Consider the following 18,182-nt stretch of genomic DNA (forward strand, 5'->3'; position numbering starts at 1 on the left):
AACATGGGGCCGCGCCACACAACCGCCTGCCCATCCGGCACAAACATGCCGATCGACATGACCTTAACATCGTTAGCGATAGGCGGAATGATCATGCCGTCAATAACCTGCGGTTCGTGTTCAACGCCCATCATGCGAGGAATTGAAAAACCGTAAATGTCGGCGTCAACCACGCCGACCTTCAAACCTTGCTTTGCCATCGCAGTTGCGAGGTTTGCCGTTACGGAAGATTTTCCAACTCCGCCCTTACCTGAGGTCACCGCAATGACGCGAGTGAGGGAGCCGGGGCTGGCGCTGGCGCGGGTGCGGGCTGTGGCGCGGGTGCGGGTTCTGGTTCGGGCTCGGCTTGGGTGGGTTGTTCTGTTTCTTTAGTTGTCGCCTCGGTCGTAGCTTCCGTCGTGGCTTGCGTCGTTGTCTGCGTGGTCGCCTGGGTTGTAGCTTCCGTGGTTGGCTCGGTTGGTTTTTCGCCATCTGCTTGTAGCCCGCGCACGCTCAATACGGCCGCTAGTGCGATGAGGATGATGAGGATAGGCAAAATGAGTTTTAATCGTTTGTGTTGTCTTGGCTGGTTTTTACCTTCGTCTGCGCTTTGCGCTGCAGGTTCTACTTCTTCCTCTACTTCTTCTGCTGGCGGTTCTTCGCTTGTGTCTTGAGGCTCCTGGCTATCTGCTTCTTCTAAGAGTTCCGGTTGTACGGGCGCTTGGGGTGGAAGGCTGGCTTGTTTGTGCAGGGTTTGGGGTAGGTGTTGGGTTTGGTCTAGCGCGTCCTGTTCAAGGTTGCTGGTGTTGCTGGCTTCGCTGGTGTGGTTGTGGTTGCTGGCAACTATGGCGTTGCCGTCATTGCCGTCATTGCCGTCATTGCTGGCATTGCCAGTCTTGGTGCTTGGCGCGGTGTCTGGTGGCGGGGTTTGGTGGGTGTCTATGTCTCCGTTTGGGTGGATGCTCATGTGGTAGGTGCCGTCTGGGCCTGTGGCGGTTACGGGTAGGGTTCGCCCGTAGTGTTTGGCGATGGCACCGGCTATGTTCATGGCTTGCTTGTGGACGTTTGGCGCTGGTGGTAGTTGGGCTTGGGTGATGCCCGCGCTGGTGATGGTGACGGTGCCGTCAGTGTTTTGGGTGATGGTGATTGGTGGCCAGGCGGTCATTTCGTGTCCTTATTTTTCTTGTGTGCGCACGTTCTACGTAGTACGTAGAAGGGAGCGCACATGAGTGAAGTTAATCCGTGGGCTAACGCGCCTGTTGCGCCTGAGCAAGCGCCGGTAATGGCTAGGCCTGAGCGGGTGCGCGTGTGGAAGCCGGGCGCGCAAGTGTCTATGACGGGCGGGTTGCCGATTGTTTCTGCTAAGGGTCAGGATTGTCCGCTTTGGGTGGTGGCCGCTCATGGTGGGGCTGGGGCCACGTCGTGGGCGAGGCTTCTTGGTGCGGGCGATGCGGGCGTGTCTTGGCCTGATCCGAGCGGGTTTACTCGCGCGATCGTGGTGGCCCGAAATAGTTATGTGGGGCTTCGCGCCGCGCAAGCGGCGGCTATCCAGTGGGCTTCTGGCCAGGTAGAGCAAGTTGAGTTGGCGGGCTTGGTGCTGTCTGCGGACGCGCCGGGCAGGCCAGTTAAAGAGCTGGTGGAGCTGCGCAGGCGAGTAGAGGGAGCGTTCCCGCGCGTGTGGCTGGTTTCGTTCCAGACTGCTTGGCGCGCGCAGCTGGCGTGGGAGGCTCCCACCTCGCGTGAGGTTCGCAAGGTTTTGAAGGATTTGTCTTTGATTGGAAAGGAAGTTTAATGACTGTTTTTTCTAAGGGCGCTGCCCTGATTACTGCGGGTAAGGCACGCTTGGTAGCTGGCTTGACCGGTCTGGAGTTGAACCCGGTGCCTGTGGCTCCCCCTGGCGTGGAGGTTAAGGTGCAGACGGTGTTGAACTGGCTGATGTGGATCGCCGGGGCAACGGTGATTGTGGGCTTCATTATTGGCGGCATCATGCTGGCGGTCTCTAATGAGCGGGGCATGGGTAATGAGAATGTGCGCCGTATTGGCTTTGTGATTATGGGCGCGGTCGTGATCGCTGCGGCTGCGGCTCTAGCGAAAGCCTTGCTGTAATGGCTACGGAAGAAAAGGCTGCTACCAGCCTGGTTCGCCCAGGGTTTATTATCTCTGCCTTACTCGTGGTGGCCCTTATTTTGGGGCTGGCGTTCTTATTGTTTACCCGCGAGGACACGGGTAATGCCGGTGGCGATAAGCCTGTGGAGGTCTCAACTACCACACAGACAAACGGGGACGCGGCCAATGCCGCTCCAACCGGCAACGCGGGTCAGGCTGAGTCTGATTCTGTTTGTGGTCTTGTAGCTCGCGACCAGGTGATTCCAACTCAAGCTTTGCCGTCTGTGCCTGTGGAGGTGGGCACTCGTATTCAGGTGCCAAGTATTGACGGGTACGGCCCGGGCGTGAGGGAGGGAGTTTCGCACTGTTTTGCGCACAACCCCTCTGGCGCGATTCTTGCGGCTGCCAACTTCCTCACTTGGTTTTCATCGAAAGAACAGCTGGACGAGGTGGTTCCTGCGCTTATGGCCAAGGGGCCTAACCGGGATCGGTTGGAGTCTCAGATTAAGGCTGAATGGCAAGGTGAGACGGGATCGGCTTTGACGATTCGCGGGTTTAAGTACGAAGATCGCGGGCCAGATAACGCGATGGTGGTTCTAGCTGTTTCTCATGTGGCCTTCCCTGACAAGATTGCGGGGTTCCCGGTGGTGCTGGTTTGGCAGGACGGGGATTGGAAGGTAGAGGCTCCATCTACTGATTCTTGGGGTGAGCGGGTTATTGATTCGTTGCCTTTAGAAGGGTTCGTGGAGTGGGGCGCGTAAATGTGTCATTTTTGGGAGCTGTCTTGCAACATTAATGAGGCCGTGTCTGAGGCGACTGAGAACATTATTGCCCAGTGGGCGTTCAACATCATTCAAGATGTGTCGGCCACTTTGTTGAAGGTGGGCACGGTGTGGGTAGGTATTGACACGCCTAGCTTGGATGGAGCCGATTCTGCGGTTGGTTTCATCCATTCCACCACTCGCCTTCTCGTACTGGCTTTAGCTATCGGCTCGTTTGTGGTGGCTGGTATTCACTTGTCCTTTTCTAAGCGCGGGGAGGGGGCGATGAACGTTTTGCAAGGCTTGTTAGCGCTAGCTTTGGTGTCAAGCGTCTCTGTTGGTGCGGGCCAGCTTTTGGTGGAGGCTTCGGATGAGTTCTCCACGTGGGTTATTGGCTTGGCTGTCGAAGGTGATGCAGGCCAGTTTGGCGGCAAGATTCTAAACGTTACTGGTGTTACCGGCGGGCTAGGGCTAACGGTTTTGATCGTGGGCGGTCTGGGCGCACTGTTGGCAAACATGATCCAGGTTGGCCTTATGTTTATCCGCTCATCGATGCTGATTTTGCTGGTTGGGATCATGCCGTTGGCGGCCGCCACGTTTTCTACCAAGTGGGGTAGGGCGTGGCTAGGCAAGATCATCGCCTGGTTTTTCGCGTTCTTAATGTTCAAACCGGCCGCGTCAATCATTTACGCGGTGGCGATCAAACTGGTGCAGGGAGATTCGTGGTCCATTGCCGATGGCGATGAGCTAACTCGGTTCATTACCGGGGTAATCATGCTGATTTTGGCGGTGCTGTCGTTGCCCGCACTCATTACGTTCATGGTGCCAGCCACCGAAGCGCTAAGTAGTGGTGGTTCTGGTGCTGGAGCGGGTGCGGGCGCGGTTCTGGCTACTGGCGCGATGACGGTCGCCAGGGGCGCGGGAGCGGCCGCTAGTGGTGGTACTACCGCAGCGGCAGGCGCGGCCCTTGGCGCAGCCCAAACCGCCCACGGGGCGGCTAATAGCGCAGTGGCTGGAGGTTCTAGCGGCGGTGGTGATTCTAGTTCGCCTGGAGCGTCTGGCCCGGCAGGAGCTAGTGGCTCTAACGGTCAAGACGGCGCTTCTGGCACGGATGGGGCTGCAGGCCCGTCTGGAGCTAGTGGTCAAGATGGCGCTTCGGGCGCGGACGGGTCCGCGTCCACATCTGCCCCATCTGGTGCTAGTGAAGCAACAGATACGGGCGGCTCGCCAGGCGGGCCTAGTGGCGGGCAGGAGGCTCAGCGGTGAGTGATGAGGCGGTAAAGGTCCGCACCTACGGTAACTGGCGGGTTCCACGCCGGGCAGGTTTTGGCAAGCTCGGTTTTGGTGAGTCCTTGATTGTTTTGCTTGGCCTAGCCGTGGTTTCGGTGCTGGCCATGTCTAAAGGCGTGATGATAGCCGCGCTTGTTGCCGTGTTGTGGTCAGGCGCGGTGCTACTCGCGATTACTCGCGACGTGCACGGCGTATCAGTTTTAGAAAGGATTGGGCAAAAGATGCGGTTTCGACGAGCTGCGCGCAGGAAGTCAAACATTCACGCTTCTGGCGGCCTTGCGGTTGATCCAACGCAAGGTAAGTGCCACTTGCCAGGAATGTTAAGCGCTTCGCGTCTTAGCGAACACAAGGACTCTTACGAGCGTCCCTACGGGCTGGTTGAGCACGGTGATGGCACCCTTAGTGTGGTCATGTCTGTCTCGCCAGAGGGAGGCGGTCTGACCGACCAGGACACGGTGGATCACCAGGTGGCATTGTGGGGCATGTGGCTTGGCGACTTAGGCGGCCAAATGGGCGTGGCACAGGCCAGCGTGTGTGTGGAGACGATTCCTGATAGTGGGGATAGGCTACGCCGCGAGGTAGGTGCGCGCATGAGCGACCAGGCCCCACTGGTAGCCCGCCAAATCCTCAATCGAGTCGTGGATGACTATGGGCAGGGCGCGGCGAGGGTGCGCGCGTGGATTACGATCACGTTTGACCCGTCTAAGATGGGCACTTCGGCTAAGAAGCGCGCGCAAGTTGTTTCACGTATTTCTTCGGACTTGCCCGGTCTTACCCAAACGCTTATGGGCACGGGTGCGGGGGGAGTGCATCTTTTAACCGCGCGTGAGGTGTGTCAGCTCACGCGCGTGGCTTACGACCCGGCTAGTGAGGCCTTGTTTGAGCAGGCAGCTAATGCTGGTGAGGAAGTGGCTTTGACGTGGGAGGATGCCGGACCGATTAGGGCGGTGGCCGAGTGGGATCATTACCGGCATGATTCTGGTCTTTCACGCACTTGGGTAATGTCGCGGCCCGCGCGCGGATACGTCCAATCTGGCGTGCTACGCAAGATTTTGGAGCCGTCTCGGGACGTGCAACGCAAGCGCGTAACGATTGTTTACCGGCCTTTGGACGCGGCGAAGGCTCCAGCGGCTGCGGATGCGGATGTGAACCGCGCGGCCGCAAGGGTGGAGAACACGCCCCGGCCGACCGCAACTGCGCGCCGGGAGTTGCGCGCAGCCCAACAGGTAGCCGATGAGGAAGCATCGGGCGCGGGCTTGTTAGATTTCGCGCTGATTATTAGCGCCACAACTAGCGCCGATGAGCTAGATGATACTTCTAGCGCGGTCCAGGCACTGGCCGCTTCTTCACGCCTTTTGGTACGCCCGGCTTATGGCGCGCAAGATAGCGCGTTCGCCCTCGGTTTGCCCCTTGGGCTTCGCCCCGCTTCGCAGGCATTGTCTGGAGGCTGGTAGGCGTGGCTTTTGTAACTGACCTGGTATCAGCCCTTTTCACAGGCGCGCCTACCACTGCTGGCAGTAGGGGCAAGCCTGGTTCTGGCACGGTAGCTAATCACCCGGTGATCCAGCCTTGGCGCGCCACTTCTAAGCAAGTGTGCGGCATGTTCCCCTTCATCGTGGGATCGAACACGGCTTTAGTAGGAGCGCCCCTTGGCCGTGCCTTGCACGGTGGGGGAGCGGTTTGCGCCGACGAAATCTCGTGGTTTGAGCGCGGGCTGATTAGTGCCCCTTCGGCAATGGTGCTCGGCTTGAATGGGTTAGGTAAGTCATCGCTGGTTAGGCGCATGATTACCGCCTCGGCCGGATTCGGGGTACACACGATGGTGCTGGGCGATATTAAGCCAGACTATGTGGCTTTGATTGAAGCTCTTGGAGGCCAGGTAATCAGTATTGAGCATGGTGGTGCGGGTATTAACCCACTCGATGCTGGAAACGTTAGTGAGGCTGCGGAGTTGTTGGAAGCGGCAGGCAAGCTAGACGATCGCGACAAGCTCTTGGCCGCAGCCCATGAGCGTAAGAAAGACATGGTGTGCTCCCTGATCCACATTATTCGCCGCACGCCCCCTTCAGATAGGGAGGAGACGATTGTGGATGAGGCTATCCGTATTTTGGAGACCTATGATCGGCCAGTAGTTCTGGCTGATTTGTTAGAAGTGGTGCGCGCCGCTCCAGATGAGCTACGCGCAGCCGCACTGGATCGCGGCGATATTAACCACTACAGGGCGGTTACAGAGAGTCTGGAAGCGTCCCTAATGGCTTTGTTGTCGGGCCGTTTTGGCGGTCTGTTCGCGGTGGAGACCACCACGCCGATGATGATGGACCGCTCGGTCGCATTTGACGTGTCGGCGTTTAAGGAAGCCTCAGAGGACCTGCAAGCCGCGCTACTGCTTGCTACTTGGTCTTACGGGTTTGCAACCGTGGAGATCGCGCAGACACTGGCTGACGCGGGCGTTGCCCCGCGTCGGCGTTACAAGATTGTCATGGATGAGCTGTGGCGTATCCTGCGCGCCTCATCGGGCCTGGTTGAGCGTATTGACTCCCTTACTCGTCTTAACCGAACGGTTGGTGTGGGTCAGCTTATGGTCACGCACTCGATGGCCGATTTTAACGCGTTGGCTTCGCCTGCGGACCGGCTGAAAGCCTTGGGGTTTGTAGAGCGGTCGAAAATGCTGTTTTTGGGTGGCCTTCCCGCCCGTGAGATGGAGCTATTGGAGGGCGTTTTTGCTTTGACCGATAAGGAAAAGTCGATGCTCACCTCATGGAACGCGCCTGGCACGTATGACCCGACTACCGGTAGGGATGCCCCGCCCCTTGGTATGGGCAAGTTCATGCTGAAAACTTCCAACGCTCCAGGCACGCCGTTCCAGGTGCGTTTCGTAGCGGGGGAGGCGGCCTTGTCGGATACGAACCAAAGGTGGAACAAAAGAAGATGAGCACGCGCGATGATGTATCAACCTGGGAGCCGTCCACTGTTTTAATGGCGGTCTTTATCGCCATTGTGGCCGCGGCCAGCCTACTTATCACTCTTGGCGCACACGCCTGGGCGCTAGTGCGCGGGGTAGATGGTCTTTCATGGAACCCGTTTAGTCTCATGATCGAGTTGTTTACTGACCGGCTTGACCCAACCGGTGAGGTGTATTGGTGGATTGGCGGGGTAGGTGTCGGCCTAGTAGTCCTTGCCCTCACTGCTTTGGTGGTGGCATTGCCGCGCCGCTCTAAGCGCTCTAGGCGCGGTGATGAGGCCGCGAAATGGGCTGGAAGGGGCAAGGATATTGAGCCGATCACGCAGCGGGCTGTGGCCGCTAAAGCGCAGCGTTTAGGCGTTGAGGGTGCGGTCGGGTTTCCGGTGGGCCGCACGGTGGCTGGTGACGTGCCGGTAATGTCCTCGTTTGAGGACGTGTGTATCACCATTGCAGGCCCGCGTACAGGCAAGACCACCTCTTGGGTGGTGCCCCGTATTTTCGCAGCTCCAGGCGCGGTTGTAGCCACGTCCAACAAACGCGACATAGTAGATGAGACACGCGCACGCCGAGAGCAGACCACGGGTGAACAAGCGTGGGTGTTTGACCCTCAAGGGCTAGCTGGTGAAGAACAATCGTGGTGGTGGAACCCACTGTCTTACGTGACTGACTATGTGCAGGCAGGCGCGTTAGCGGACATGTTTTTATCTGCTGAGGACGTGTCGAATAAGGACGGTAACGACATGTGGGATCAGTGGGCTTGCCAACTGATCGCCCCGATGCTTTTAGCCGCCGCTAAGGCAGGTAGACCGATCACAGCTTTGCATACTTGGCTGTCTGACCAGACCAATGATGAGCCGGTTCTTTTGTTGCGCAGCATGGCTGGCGAGTGCGATGAGGAAGATGTGCAAGATGACCTGCTCAAGGCCGCCACGAGCCTAGAAGGGTTTATGGGTATGCCCGCTGAAACGCGCGGCAGTGTTTATGGCGGCGCAGTGCGAATCATGCACTTTTTGAACAACACTCGCCTCATGCGGTGGGTCACCCCCGTCAAGGGTATGCGCGAGTTTCACCCAGGCGAGTTTGTGAAAACACGCCAGAGCTTGTATTGCTTATCGCAAGAAGGGCGCGGGAGTGCAACCCAGATCGTTACACCGCTTACCGTGGCTGTGGTTGAAGCAGCCACAGCCTACGCCACTACCCAGCCGGGCGGTAGGTTGGCTACCCCCATGCTGATCGAGTTGGACGAGGCGGCGAATGTGTGTAGGTGGAACGAACTACCCTCGCAGTATTCCCATTTTGGTTCTCGCGGGCTTTGTGTAGACACGGTGCTGCAGTCATGGAGTCAAGGGGAGCGCGTGTGGGGCGAGAAGGGCATGAAGGCCCTTTGGTCTGCTGCGAATTTGAAGGTTTATGGCGGCGGCGTGTCAGAGCCAGAGTTTTTGCGCAACCTATCAGAGCTGATTGGCATGCATTGGGTGGACTCTACCCAAATTTCAAACTCAAGCCAGGGCCGGTCGTATTCAACATCTAAGGCATCCCAGCAAAGGCCCATTGCCACGGTGTCGGACTTGCAGGCACTACCGCAAGGGCGGGCGTGGGTGTTCGCTTCGGGCGCGGTAGCCACTTTGGTGCGGCTGATCCCGTTTTGGGAGCAGTCAGATTATGAGCCGGTTAAGTAGTTAAGGAAGATTGTCATGGCAGATCAAGTGATGAATGAGACCAATGCGGAAATGGTGCGCGCATGGCGAGTAGCTATGTCGGTGGGACGGTTCATGGCTATGCGCCGACACCAAGCCTTGCGCAAGGCCGAACAGTCCTCAGTCCAGCATGAACGCGCGTTGCGAAGGGCGATTGAGGATGAGCGTTTGTTAGCGCAAAAGGTATATGCTCTAGCGCTTGACGATAAGTGGTGGAACAGTGCTGTCCAAGATGACGCGGCCTACGTTTACGGTGTGGCTCGCAGGTTTAGCGATATTGACCCCCAGGCCGAGTTAGCAGCCCGCAGGTGTGAGAGGGAGGCTAAAGAGCGGTGGGGCATCGATGTTCACGCCCCACTGGCAAGCGTTAGTGATATTCCCAGCGTGGAGGAGGCTTTGCAGGACGCTCCCGTGCTCGACGGCGAGGACGCAGCCGAGTTGAAACCGGCTGTGCAAGAAGTGTTATACCGGGCCTATCAGGACGGGGAGTACCAGATGGTGGGCCAGGATCGGGCCGAAGCTATCTTGGACTACGTACAAGAGCAGAAGGCCACGGCCCCAGATTGGCTAAATAATCTTTGGCAAGAAGATTTATCCCACTGGCTAGACGGGGACGCTCACATCGCGCAGCGAGTGCGCGATATTTACCCCGACATTAAAGCAGCTGAGCAAATGCAAGCCCAAGCCGCGGGCATGGCCGCTCACGCTCAGCACGAGGCGCGCATTGAAGGCCGGGAAGGGCGCCAGGCGAGGCAGGAGCTAGAGGTGGGCGATCCTAGCGAGGCTGAAGAAGGAGAAGCGGTTAAGGAGATGAGCGAGGCCAAGCACGCCGGACGAGGCGCTGAGGCGGCGTGGGACACGATGCAGGCCCGCCAGGCACACGCCCAGTCCTTGCTGGATCAAGGAGCGGACCCGCAGGCGGTGCGCGCAGCGATGACGGCCGACAAGGGACTACATCGGCCCGCTAGGACGGCCACGCGCAAGACCAGCAAGACAAACACTACGCGCGCCCGCGTGCCCAGTAAGAAGGCGGCGCGCGTGCAAACCCGCCACATGTAGCACGAGATGAAGGCGGCCGACACTAGGTAGTGTCGGCCGCTAATGTTTTATTCGCGTGGAGCGATAGCTTTAGGATCGGCTGGCTCGCAAGGCAATTCCCCATCAGGGTGAGGACGCAGGTCACGGTGACCGCCCTCGACGCTGCAGCCCTTGAAGGGGCCATCGTTGTCTAGTAGTACCGCCATGATTGGATCAGCGTAGTTCACCAGCCACTGTGCAGATGCTAACGGCCCGTCGTGTACACGCATGTACTCCCATGCAAGCCATAAGGCTTGCAAGCGGTAGACCGCTTCGGCGTGTTTCCACCATTGCGGGCACCACGTCATCCGCCCTTTTGGCAGGGCGCGTTCGTAGATGCGCACAAGAAAATTACGCACGAACACATCCAAGGTGGGGTAGTACAAGTCTGGGGTATCTGCTTCTTCGCTCATACCTACTACGTGGGGTGTGCGCGCACTAGCGGGAGCGGCCACGCCCCCGTTCGGGTGGCTGCCAAGTTGGCATGTTTGGGTGCCGCGTTGGATGGTCTACCTTCTTCATCTGCGGGACCTCTCCAATACCAGGTAGCGGCGGCCGCTTATGTTTCGGCGTTTCGTCACTGTTGGCAGTGTCGTCATTCGCGGTCAAGGTTTGGTACATTTCAGCGATGTAGTCACGATGGCTATTACCATCAGGGGTGTCGCCGTGCTCTGTTGGTTTGGTAAAGCCTTGGGGAGTGGCAAGCCAGGGCCTGTGCTGGCGGATACGTTCATTCTCTGCCTCGTGACTATGTTCACCTACATTGGCTTGAGCTGCTACTGGCTCAATGATCTGCTCGGGTGAAAGGACCGGCTCCGGCTCGGTCTTGATTTCCGGGAGTGTGTCTTGTTGCAATGGCACCGGCTCGGCTTGCAACTGTGTGAAGGCTTGTAGGTGCGGTGCTTCCATGCGCACGCGCTCGTACACGCCGCGCGTGTCTCGCAACATTGCGGCCGCAGTGTTGGCCTGTTGGGCTTGCACGTACAAGTCGGCCAACGCTTTTACTAGCTCCATTGTTGCCACTAGCGCAAGCGCGTAGGACACTTCACTATTCTTTGGAGTAATAGCAGTGCTTAGTAGTTGTGCTCCAAGGACAACCCACGGGCTTGTCCCACCGTGTTGCACGGGTCGCTGTTTTAGTTGAGCGCTACGCCCCACTTGGCGCGCGCAGTAGTCCAACGCGCCTCGCATCTCATCGCTTAAGTCTGGTTGTTGCGCGGCGGCCGCGAGTAGCCCAGCCACGTCATTAGTGGCGTTAGCAAGAGCCAGTCGGTCAGTTGGATCAACCTTGGCTAGTTCGTCGCGGAAGATTTCCAAGCCGCGCTTGTGCCCAAGCCATTCCTCCCTCGTGTATGAGCGGCGGCCGCCTGCTAGGGGCATACCCTTCCAAGCGTCTTGCCACGCGGCAACCGCGTCAGTGGCGGACTCGATAGTGTCGGGCCAACGATCACGAAGCGCACTCAGCGTGAGGTCACGCGCGATTGATCCGCCCGCATACCATTGCGTCTTTACGCCCGGCTTAGTGTGTAGCGCGGCCGAGTAGCCCACCACCACATCGGTGCGTCCCTTAGCAAAGCGCGGACGCAACCTAACGCCCAGGCTACGCGCGCGGGCGATGAAGTCCACCTCGCTAGTAGCGGCCTTGGATGCTGCGCGCAAGCGTGACTCGAGCGCGGCCCGGTCGGTAACTTGTTTACCTGCTCGCGCTGCTGCGTTGAGCGCTTTAGCACTGTCGCACTTGGAGCTGCGCGCGTGTTCGCGCGACTCGACAATGCGCAGCTCGTATTTGTGTTCAAGCGTGTTGCACGCGCGCTGGCTACGCGGTTGATCGTTCCAGAAGTTCCACCTGGTGCCGTCTTCGCGAATAATGTTCGCGGCAATGTGAATGTGGTCCCCACCGTTCTTAGACGTGCCGTGATGGATGGCAACCCACCGGCACTCAGACTTGCCCGACGCGGCGGTGAACTCCATCTCGTCCATGAAGTCGCGCGCGATTGCCGCCCACTTGTCCTCAGACAATGGCCCCTCATCGGGGGAGAGGGACAAAGAACAGTGCCACACGTGGTTCGGCCCGTAATCGACTACGCGCGTCTTACCCATCTCAGGATCAAACTTGCGGATAGGCCCGCGCGGGAAGCATTCGGTCTCGTGCATGAATGAGTCGAGGTAGTTCGCTATCTCGCTTGCTTGAGCGATGGACAACTCCGACCAGTCGCCCCACCGGTTCATGATGGTGCTTGATCCAGCTACCAGGTGTGGCTCGGTGTGTTCGTTAGCGCGTCCAGGGCCAACCAGGTAACGCATGAGGCCGCCAGTGTCGCCGCCATCAACAATGTTGGGCATCATCGGCGCACACTCGCAAGTAAGTAGTTGATCTCATCAACGCTACGCTCGACTTGGCCTAGCACATCATTAATATGTTTAGGCAGTTCCTGTTTCGCGTGAGCGTAGCGAGTGAGTTGGTTGAGGTTGTTAGCCAAGCCGGTGAGCTTGCGACGGTAATCTCGCAAGTCGGTAATAACCTCAGCAAGATTGTCGGTATCAATTTCTTGTGCCGAAGCTGGATGCAATGCGGCGTGTACGAGAGTGCGTGAGAGTGACCAGCCTTGATTGTTCGCCTTAGCTTCAAGCAGTGCCCGCTCATCACTTGTTAAGTGAACACGCAACGACGAACGTTGAAGGCCGTTAATCGATCGGGGAGCGCGACGAACATCGCGCGGTGCAACGCGCTGCCTATCGGCCTTGTCCGACTCACTCATCAGTCTCAGTCTCCTCAGCGTAGCGACCCGAAGGGATCACACCTCTAGTGTGCCCCAGGTAGAACCTCGTGTCTACCTGCAAGCGTGTTATTGGTACCAATAACATATAGCTTGCTACCCAGGCGTCCGCGCACACTGTTGTGTGCGCTAGGGCGCGAGGTGGACGCACCTTGTGCGTTTGGTTGGCGTGGGTTGCAAGCTACATGGATGTGGCTTGACCGCTGCCGTGTTGCGCACGCGGGCGAGTCGCGCAACACGCGGGGAAGCGATGGTAAGTAGCGCGGCCGTGTCTGCGTTTCAATGTCGTAGCGTGAAGGCGCGCTGCTGCGCCTTGAGTCAAGAGCGTTGCTGATAGTTCGCACCCGCGCTTGCGTGGGTGCGTTGTTGGTTCGGTTTGGTCTGGTGGTTGTGCGCGTTTGTGCGCGCACAACCTACGTGGCTTACGAAGCCATTAACCCTTGGCTTTTTGTGAAGTGAAAGGAACACATCTAATGTCGAACCAATTCGATCCAGTGGCCAAACTGTTGAACCAAGATGAGAATAGGGAGCGCGCAGTGCGTGAACTCGGCGCGGCGATGGTCCAGCTTGAAACGGGCGTATCTTCATACAAGGACGCTTATAAGGCGGCGACTGGCGCGGGCTGGACAAAGCGTGAACTGAACGCGGCAGGTTTCTTCGACGTGGTGAAGCTACCCAAGGTGAAGAAGATCGATACCCAAGCTCACCGCGCGCCCTCTCCGGACTTGGGCTGAACATAAGGCGGCTAACCCCTCCCAGCGGGTTAGCTGCCTTATGCGCGAAGTCTCGGGCTGCACATCTTCTCGCGGTAGAACAAGTGACAGGTAGCATCATCTAAGAGTGGATAGATGTAAACCAGCTTTGCTACCAAGTCTCTGAAGTGAGTCTGGCCTCGTACTACGGGCGTGAGTCCGAATCGCCTTCACGCGATAAACAAGTATTCATCGTGTGATTGAGCAAAGTCGCATATCCGTAGGTGTCGTTATGGCTATATTCGAAACATGTGAAGTTCGTGTTGAGCGCGGCAGAGTCTGGCGATATTGCGCGTAATAGGTACAGGTTTTGCTTAGACTTAGTCCAACGTTAGGAGAATAATGCATCCGCGGCCCTTGCCTGTGAAATTAGTAGCTCTAGAGGAACTAGAACTTGACCTACGTAATTATCGTCTGCCGATACGCGTAACCGACGAGCATCAAGCCGTGCTGTATATGTTGGAGAATGAGAAGATACTCGAACTAGCAGAAGAAATTCTTAAATACGGTTATCTGGATAATGAGTTCCCCCTTGTGGTAGCTGATGTATCTAGATTCAAAGTTGTTGAAGGCAACCGGCGGGTTACAGCACTTAAACTGTTGAATGATCCGACGCTGATTGAAAAATATGGGCCAGACAAATCCCACCGGTATAAGCGCCTCAAAAACAAATATCAGGACAGGTACGCGAGTATTCCACCGCAAATCCGAGTGATGGTCGCTGATTCTGAGGAAGAACTCCAGCCACATATCGCCCGTCTTCATACAAAAATATCGAAAAAGCAATGGAGCACTGAACAGCAAGCACAGTTTTATTACGCACAAATTGAGGCGGGTACTACGATCGCACAACTCAAAGAGCGATATAACATAGGATCGCGCCTCAAGCGCCTGTTACAAACCGCATCGTTTTCTCATCTAGTTGAAGAGCTAGCGCGACGTTTGGATGACGAATCGATTAAACGATTAAAAACGATTAAACCATCCCCGCTCGAATACGCCTTAAAGGTAGATGAAATACGTGCCATAGTTGGAATAGAGTTCGCTCCAAGCGGGCTTCTATCCCCAGAGGGAACAACAGCAGATATAGCTAATACGCTGACTGATAATAATCTGAAAGCGCTCCTGCGATTAGCAACGCTGATGACAGATGCAGAGCCGAAGCTAAACACGCGACACCCAGCGTTAAGCGGAGATAGAAAAGCCCTAGAGACTGTTTTGCATTATCTCGAATATGGCGATAAGCCTATTGGAACTGGCAAGGCTCACATGGGTGAGTCAAACGCGGTCATCAATGAACCGACAACACATCATCCCGATCCTGTTCCCAGCTCTAACGTGTCGTCGCTTACTGAAGTCCCGCAACGGCAGACGCCCATGCAACAACCAGATGACAAACATAGTGACATAGCGGACCATGAAGAGCTCCACAACGTTACTCCCGAAGATGCCGATGCAGACTTGCAACAGCAATTAAAACGAAGCCTGAAGAGCGCCAAACGCGACGACACCAACCATGTTGGAAATAAATTCGCACATCTAGACCTGCGAATCGACGATAGCAATAATTTTATGGACGCCAATGCCCTAGTCCTCGGGATCCTTGAACACGGGGGCCTTCCACAGCGGGGCTCTTCTAGCAGACAGACAAAGCTCTATGTCCTAGCCCCAGCACTTAGACCAATATTCGAACTTACTATGGCCGGTCTGAGAGCGTCCAACATTGAAGAATTCCAGCTGGAACAACAGGGTCGTTCACGACTCCAAAACGATGTTCAGCAGGTTACAGACAGGCTCTGCGATACTGAGTTTATAAGGTACCTATCTGAGCAGTTTCCAAAGCTCGGAGGGTTTCATTCAGCCAAGTCGACCATCACAAATTGCAACTTCGTCAGGTCCGCAACAATAGTTGGCAACACAGCTTCTCATGGTTCTTACCGCAATCTATCTGAAGATACGTTGAAAAGCGCATTTAATGATGCCGTGCTCTTTGCGCTTTTGTGTCAACAATACGCTGTATACAAGAGGGGATAGTAGTTGGTGAGACTTGGCAGCTAAGTTACACTATTGCGGCCAATCTCCTTTACTATCGGTGCCAGGTTCGCTGATGCGACCAGGATCTCTTTTGCTTTTGTTTTCTTCTGCGCGGAATAATTGATGGACAAGGGGATGCAATAATCCACCTCGTACAATTCGTGTACCAATGGGTGATCGTCGTACGTCAATATCCAGTTCCCATCAGGATGACCATGAATTGTGGCTGCTAGCCCTTTGTGGTCATAATCTTCAAACGCATTTAAATACAAGCGTTTCCCAGCCTGAACGTAAGGTGGGTCAACATACAATAGGGTCTGATTGTCATTTCCATAGTCGTTGATCACGCTACGGCCGTCTTCATTTGTGACAGTTATCTTTCCTAAATGGGGAATTAACGCTTCCACGCGTCTCACAAGAGAATCCCGGTTGAATCGGGCATCCATCTTGTAATTGCCTGTTTGAGTCTTCCCTCCAATCACGCCCGCGTTTAATATTCCTGACCGATTTGTCCTATTTAGGTAAAAAAATGCTAAACCTAGTTCAGCAGAAGCTGAGGAGCCAGCCTTATAAATCGCTCGCTGACAATGCCACTCTTGCATGGTTAGAGGGACAGAATCAATAAAGTCAACAAGCCGTTGTGGGTCCGTTACTAGCAGGCGCCAAAACGAATATACGGCCGGGTCAAGATCGTTTATATGTAGATGGCCAATCCGTCCTGTCAACAGGAGAGCTAGGCCAGCGCCCGCACCACCGGCGTAAGGCTCAACATATCGGCTAATATGTCGGTTATGAGCGAGGATGTCGGCGAAAAATCCAGCGAGTTTCGCCTTCCCCCCAGGGTAACGCAATGGTGCAAACACTGAGTGCCCGTGCCTTGCCACAATACGCAGAGGCTCGGTAGAAAGTGGGGCCTCTACGCCCACGGCCACCGTATCTAACCCCATGCGCCCTCCTTATACCCCCAATAATAAACGAGAAAATGGTCGCCTTTTGCATCCACATTCATGTGCGCCCGTAATTTCGATGCTGTTCCTATTTTTGAATCGGATCTATTTCGTCACCCGCATTTTTCTTTTAGGCAAGTTCTTCCCTGTCGTAAATGTGGGTGGCGGTGAAAAGTAGCGCAATGATTAGCACTAGGCTGCTGGTTATTGGCCATGATGCTTCGCGGAGTGCCACTCTTGGCGTGGTGGATAGAGGTTGTGCACATTTGTGGGCGGCCTGTCCGTCCACACTTGGGCGCAAGCCAGTCGGCATGGCTTGTGGTAAACAATCGACACCCCAAGAAGTGTCGGTTTTCCACACGCCAGGCCGCCACACGCACCGCGTGAACCCGGCCGCGCTATGCGCGGCAAAATTTCAAGCGACAATCACTCGCGCGACGAGGTTATGCCTAATCTTCTTCCGCGACCGTGTTGAATCGAACTCGATAGCCTTCACCGGCAAGAATGGTGCCTATCGTAGAGATGAGCGCCTTGTGGTACTCCCAAGATTCGCCAGGGTGAGCCAGCTCGTGTGATTGCGGCGTTTTGAATGAAGCTATCTCAACTACTCGATCAACCTCATCTGCTGCCGCGTCGGCTTCGATCTGTTCCATTTGGTCAATCAAGCTATCAACGCTACTAAGCACGCGCTCGCCAAAGGCGGCGTGCAGGTCATCAAGGTCGCCAGCCGCTCCATCAGGTATGGGCATTTCGTTTTTCTCCCACCGCCGCACAGTGCGTTCAGCAACGTTAAGCAGTCCGGCTAGTTCTTCTTGGCTAACGCCTAGCCCTCGCCGCTTGTAATAAAAGTCCGTCCCATCCATTACTATCCTCTTTCTTGTGTAACCAAGGTTGAGGGGCAAGCCAAGTGCTTGCCCCTCAACCGCGCGTCAAGCGCGAGTGCGTCGTATGCACTCTAAGATGTGTTCCTGGTCCAACCAGGTAACGGCCGCAACCAGCGCGATATCGCTCGTGTCATCTACCAGGCTAGTGACCATCTGGCTTTGATAGTCAAGCGCTACCTCGCGCTCCGTGCCGTCATAGACTTCGATCGTGGCCTGTAGAGTATCAAGCGTTTCGATCACGTCCCCCTCAAGCTCACTAACGTAAACCGTGTCGCCGTCACACGCTACAAGCAAGGCTTGCCATGTCATTGCCTGACACAGATCAACCAGTGACGGGTAATCGGCATCGCTTCTCATACGGTCCGTGTCTAGTAGCTCAGAGCCAGATAGATAATCAAATACTCGCTGATAGGAAGCCTCATCAGCTAGCAAGTCTGCGATAGTGCCCGCCCAAGGGCCGAAGGCGGAAGTTGTGATAATAAAACGCTTCGGGTTTTTCACCATCGCATCGCGCGCGTCTGCCGCGTAAGCCGCATACTCGTCAAACGCTACGCCTAGCAAGCCAGTCTCACCATCCTTGAGGTCACGCGCGCGCCGCTCAAGCACCAGGGCTGCCGCCGCGTCGCTCGGGGCTTGCTGCGCGTGAGCGTGCAACACTGCCTCGCCGCTATCGATAGCGCTCATCGTGAGCTTCCACCCCTTAGAGACAAAATCGCGCTCTAGCGTGGCCCTGTAGCATGTCCTGCCGCCATCAATGACCTGCCACATTTTTTGACCGGCCACAATCTTCTTTGAGTTAAGTTTTTGTACCTGCATAAGAATCTCCTAATATCCTCTTGGCTGGGACTTGCTCCCTGTGTGCCTTGCTCTTACATTCTATGTCCGGTAAACCGGACATGTCAGGTGTTTTCGGGGG

Annotated in this window: 17 protein-coding genes and 1 pseudogene; 10 read left to right on the forward strand and 8 right to left on the reverse strand. The window is 56.2% G+C overall.

Features of this window, described 5'->3' with window-relative positions:
• Positions 1 to 290, reverse strand: a pseudogene (locus BQ7114_RS07690) (P-loop NTPase); the annotation flags it as partial.
• Positions 257 to 1,144, reverse strand: a complete 888-nt coding sequence (locus BQ7114_RS07695) for a hypothetical protein (RefSeq protein ID WP_072344031.1) — start codon at positions 1,142 to 1,144, stop codon at positions 257 to 259. The pseudogene BQ7114_RS07690 and the gene BQ7114_RS07695, both read right to left, overlap by 34 nt.
• 60 nt (positions 1,145 to 1,204) lie before the next feature.
• On the opposite strand from BQ7114_RS07695, the gene BQ7114_RS07700 reads away from it, so the two are divergent.
• From BQ7114_RS07700 to BQ7114_RS07735, 8 genes are read left to right on the forward strand one after another with little or no spacing between them, the layout of a single operon-like run.
• Positions 1,205 to 1,771: a DUF6668 family protein gene (locus tag BQ7114_RS07700; protein WP_072344034.1), complete on the forward strand. Its 567-nt coding sequence runs from the start codon at positions 1,205 to 1,207 to the stop codon at positions 1,769 to 1,771.
• The gene (locus BQ7114_RS07705; protein WP_072344037.1) at positions 1,771 to 2,085 is read left to right on the forward strand and encodes a hypothetical protein; all 315 of its coding nucleotides are present in this window, start codon (positions 1,771 to 1,773) and stop codon (positions 2,083 to 2,085) included. The genes BQ7114_RS07700 and BQ7114_RS07705 overlap by 1 nt, the downstream gene beginning before the upstream one ends.
• The gene (locus BQ7114_RS07710) at positions 2,085 to 2,846 is read left to right on the forward strand and encodes a DUF8175 domain-containg protein (RefSeq protein WP_072344040.1); all 762 of its coding nucleotides are present in this window, start codon (positions 2,085 to 2,087) and stop codon (positions 2,844 to 2,846) included. The genes BQ7114_RS07705 and BQ7114_RS07710 overlap by 1 nt, the downstream gene beginning before the upstream one ends.
• Complete coding sequence (locus BQ7114_RS07715) at positions 2,847 to 4,112, forward strand: collagen-like triple helix repeat-containing protein (protein ID WP_072344043.1); 1,266 nt, start codon at positions 2,847 to 2,849, stop codon at positions 4,110 to 4,112. It begins immediately after the preceding gene.
• Entirely contained in the window at positions 4,109 to 5,590 is a 1,482-nt protein-coding gene (locus tag BQ7114_RS07720) for an SCO6880 family protein (protein WP_072344046.1), read from the forward strand. The genes BQ7114_RS07715 and BQ7114_RS07720 overlap by 4 nt, the downstream gene beginning before the upstream one ends.
• 2 nt (positions 5,591 to 5,592) lie before the next feature.
• On the forward strand, positions 5,593 to 7,068 hold the full coding sequence (locus BQ7114_RS07725) for an ATP/GTP-binding protein (RefSeq protein ID WP_143236832.1): 1,476 nt from the start codon (positions 5,593 to 5,595) through the stop codon (positions 7,066 to 7,068).
• A 44-nt stretch (positions 7,069 to 7,112) separates the two neighbouring features.
• A complete protein-coding gene (locus BQ7114_RS07730) occupies positions 7,113 to 8,777 on the forward strand; it encodes a type IV secretory system conjugative DNA transfer family protein (RefSeq protein ID WP_230206007.1) in 1,665 nt (554 codons plus the stop codon).
• A gap of 15 nt (positions 8,778 to 8,792) precedes the next feature.
• Positions 8,793 to 9,854: a hypothetical protein gene (locus tag BQ7114_RS07735; protein WP_072344051.1), complete on the forward strand. Its 1,062-nt coding sequence runs from the start codon at positions 8,793 to 8,795 to the stop codon at positions 9,852 to 9,854.
• Positions 9,855 to 9,901: 47 nt separating this feature from the next.
• Here BQ7114_RS07735 and BQ7114_RS07740 read toward each other — a convergent pair whose 3' ends face one another.
• The 3 genes from BQ7114_RS07740 to BQ7114_RS07750 are packed head-to-tail and all read right to left on the reverse strand — an operon-like array spanning position 9,902 to position 12,631.
• The gene (locus BQ7114_RS07740; RefSeq protein ID WP_072344054.1) at positions 9,902 to 10,285 is read right to left on the reverse strand and encodes a DUF4913 domain-containing protein; all 384 of its coding nucleotides are present in this window, start codon (positions 10,283 to 10,285) and stop codon (positions 9,902 to 9,904) included.
• 25 nt (positions 10,286 to 10,310) lie between these two features.
• Positions 10,311 to 12,218, reverse strand: coding sequence for a relaxase/mobilization nuclease domain-containing protein (locus BQ7114_RS07745; RefSeq protein WP_072344057.1), 1,908 nt, complete (start codon positions 12,216 to 12,218; stop codon positions 10,311 to 10,313).
• Complete coding sequence (locus BQ7114_RS07750; protein ID WP_072344060.1) at positions 12,215 to 12,631, reverse strand: plasmid mobilization relaxosome protein MobC; 417 nt, start codon at positions 12,629 to 12,631, stop codon at positions 12,215 to 12,217. The genes BQ7114_RS07745 and BQ7114_RS07750 overlap by 4 nt, the downstream gene beginning before the upstream one ends.
• Positions 12,632 to 13,122: 491 nt before the next feature.
• On the opposite strand from BQ7114_RS07750, the gene BQ7114_RS07755 reads away from it, so the two are divergent.
• Positions 13,123 to 13,383, forward strand: coding sequence for a hypothetical protein (locus BQ7114_RS07755; RefSeq protein WP_072344063.1), 261 nt, complete (start codon positions 13,123 to 13,125; stop codon positions 13,381 to 13,383).
• Positions 13,384 to 13,743: 360 nt separating this feature from the next.
• Complete coding sequence (locus BQ7114_RS07760) at positions 13,744 to 15,435, forward strand: hypothetical protein (protein ID WP_072344066.1); 1,692 nt, start codon at positions 13,744 to 13,746, stop codon at positions 15,433 to 15,435.
• Positions 15,436 to 15,455: 20 nt separating this feature from the next.
• Here BQ7114_RS07760 and BQ7114_RS07765 read toward each other — a convergent pair whose 3' ends face one another.
• The 3 genes from BQ7114_RS07765 to BQ7114_RS07775 all read right to left on the reverse strand — a co-directional run bounded on the left by BQ7114_RS07765 (position 15,456) and on the right by BQ7114_RS07775 (position 18,082).
• Positions 15,456 to 16,382 (reverse strand): DNA adenine methylase, encoded by a 927-nt coding sequence (locus BQ7114_RS07765; RefSeq protein ID WP_083431797.1) that lies wholly within the window; start codon positions 16,380 to 16,382, stop codon positions 15,456 to 15,458.
• A gap of 449 nt (positions 16,383 to 16,831) precedes the next feature.
• Positions 16,832 to 17,245 (reverse strand): helix-turn-helix domain-containing protein, encoded by a 414-nt coding sequence (locus BQ7114_RS07770; RefSeq protein ID WP_072344069.1) that lies wholly within the window; start codon positions 17,243 to 17,245, stop codon positions 16,832 to 16,834.
• Positions 17,246 to 17,311: 66 nt separating this feature from the next.
• Entirely contained in the window at positions 17,312 to 18,082 is a 771-nt protein-coding gene (locus BQ7114_RS07775) for a hypothetical protein (protein ID WP_072344072.1), read from the reverse strand.
• Positions 18,083 to 18,182 lie beyond the last annotated feature (100 nt).

The sequence above is a fragment of the Actinomyces urinae genome (assembly GCF_900119695.1).
Lineage (GTDB): Bacteria > Actinomycetota > Actinomycetes > Actinomycetales > Actinomycetaceae > Gleimia > Gleimia urinae.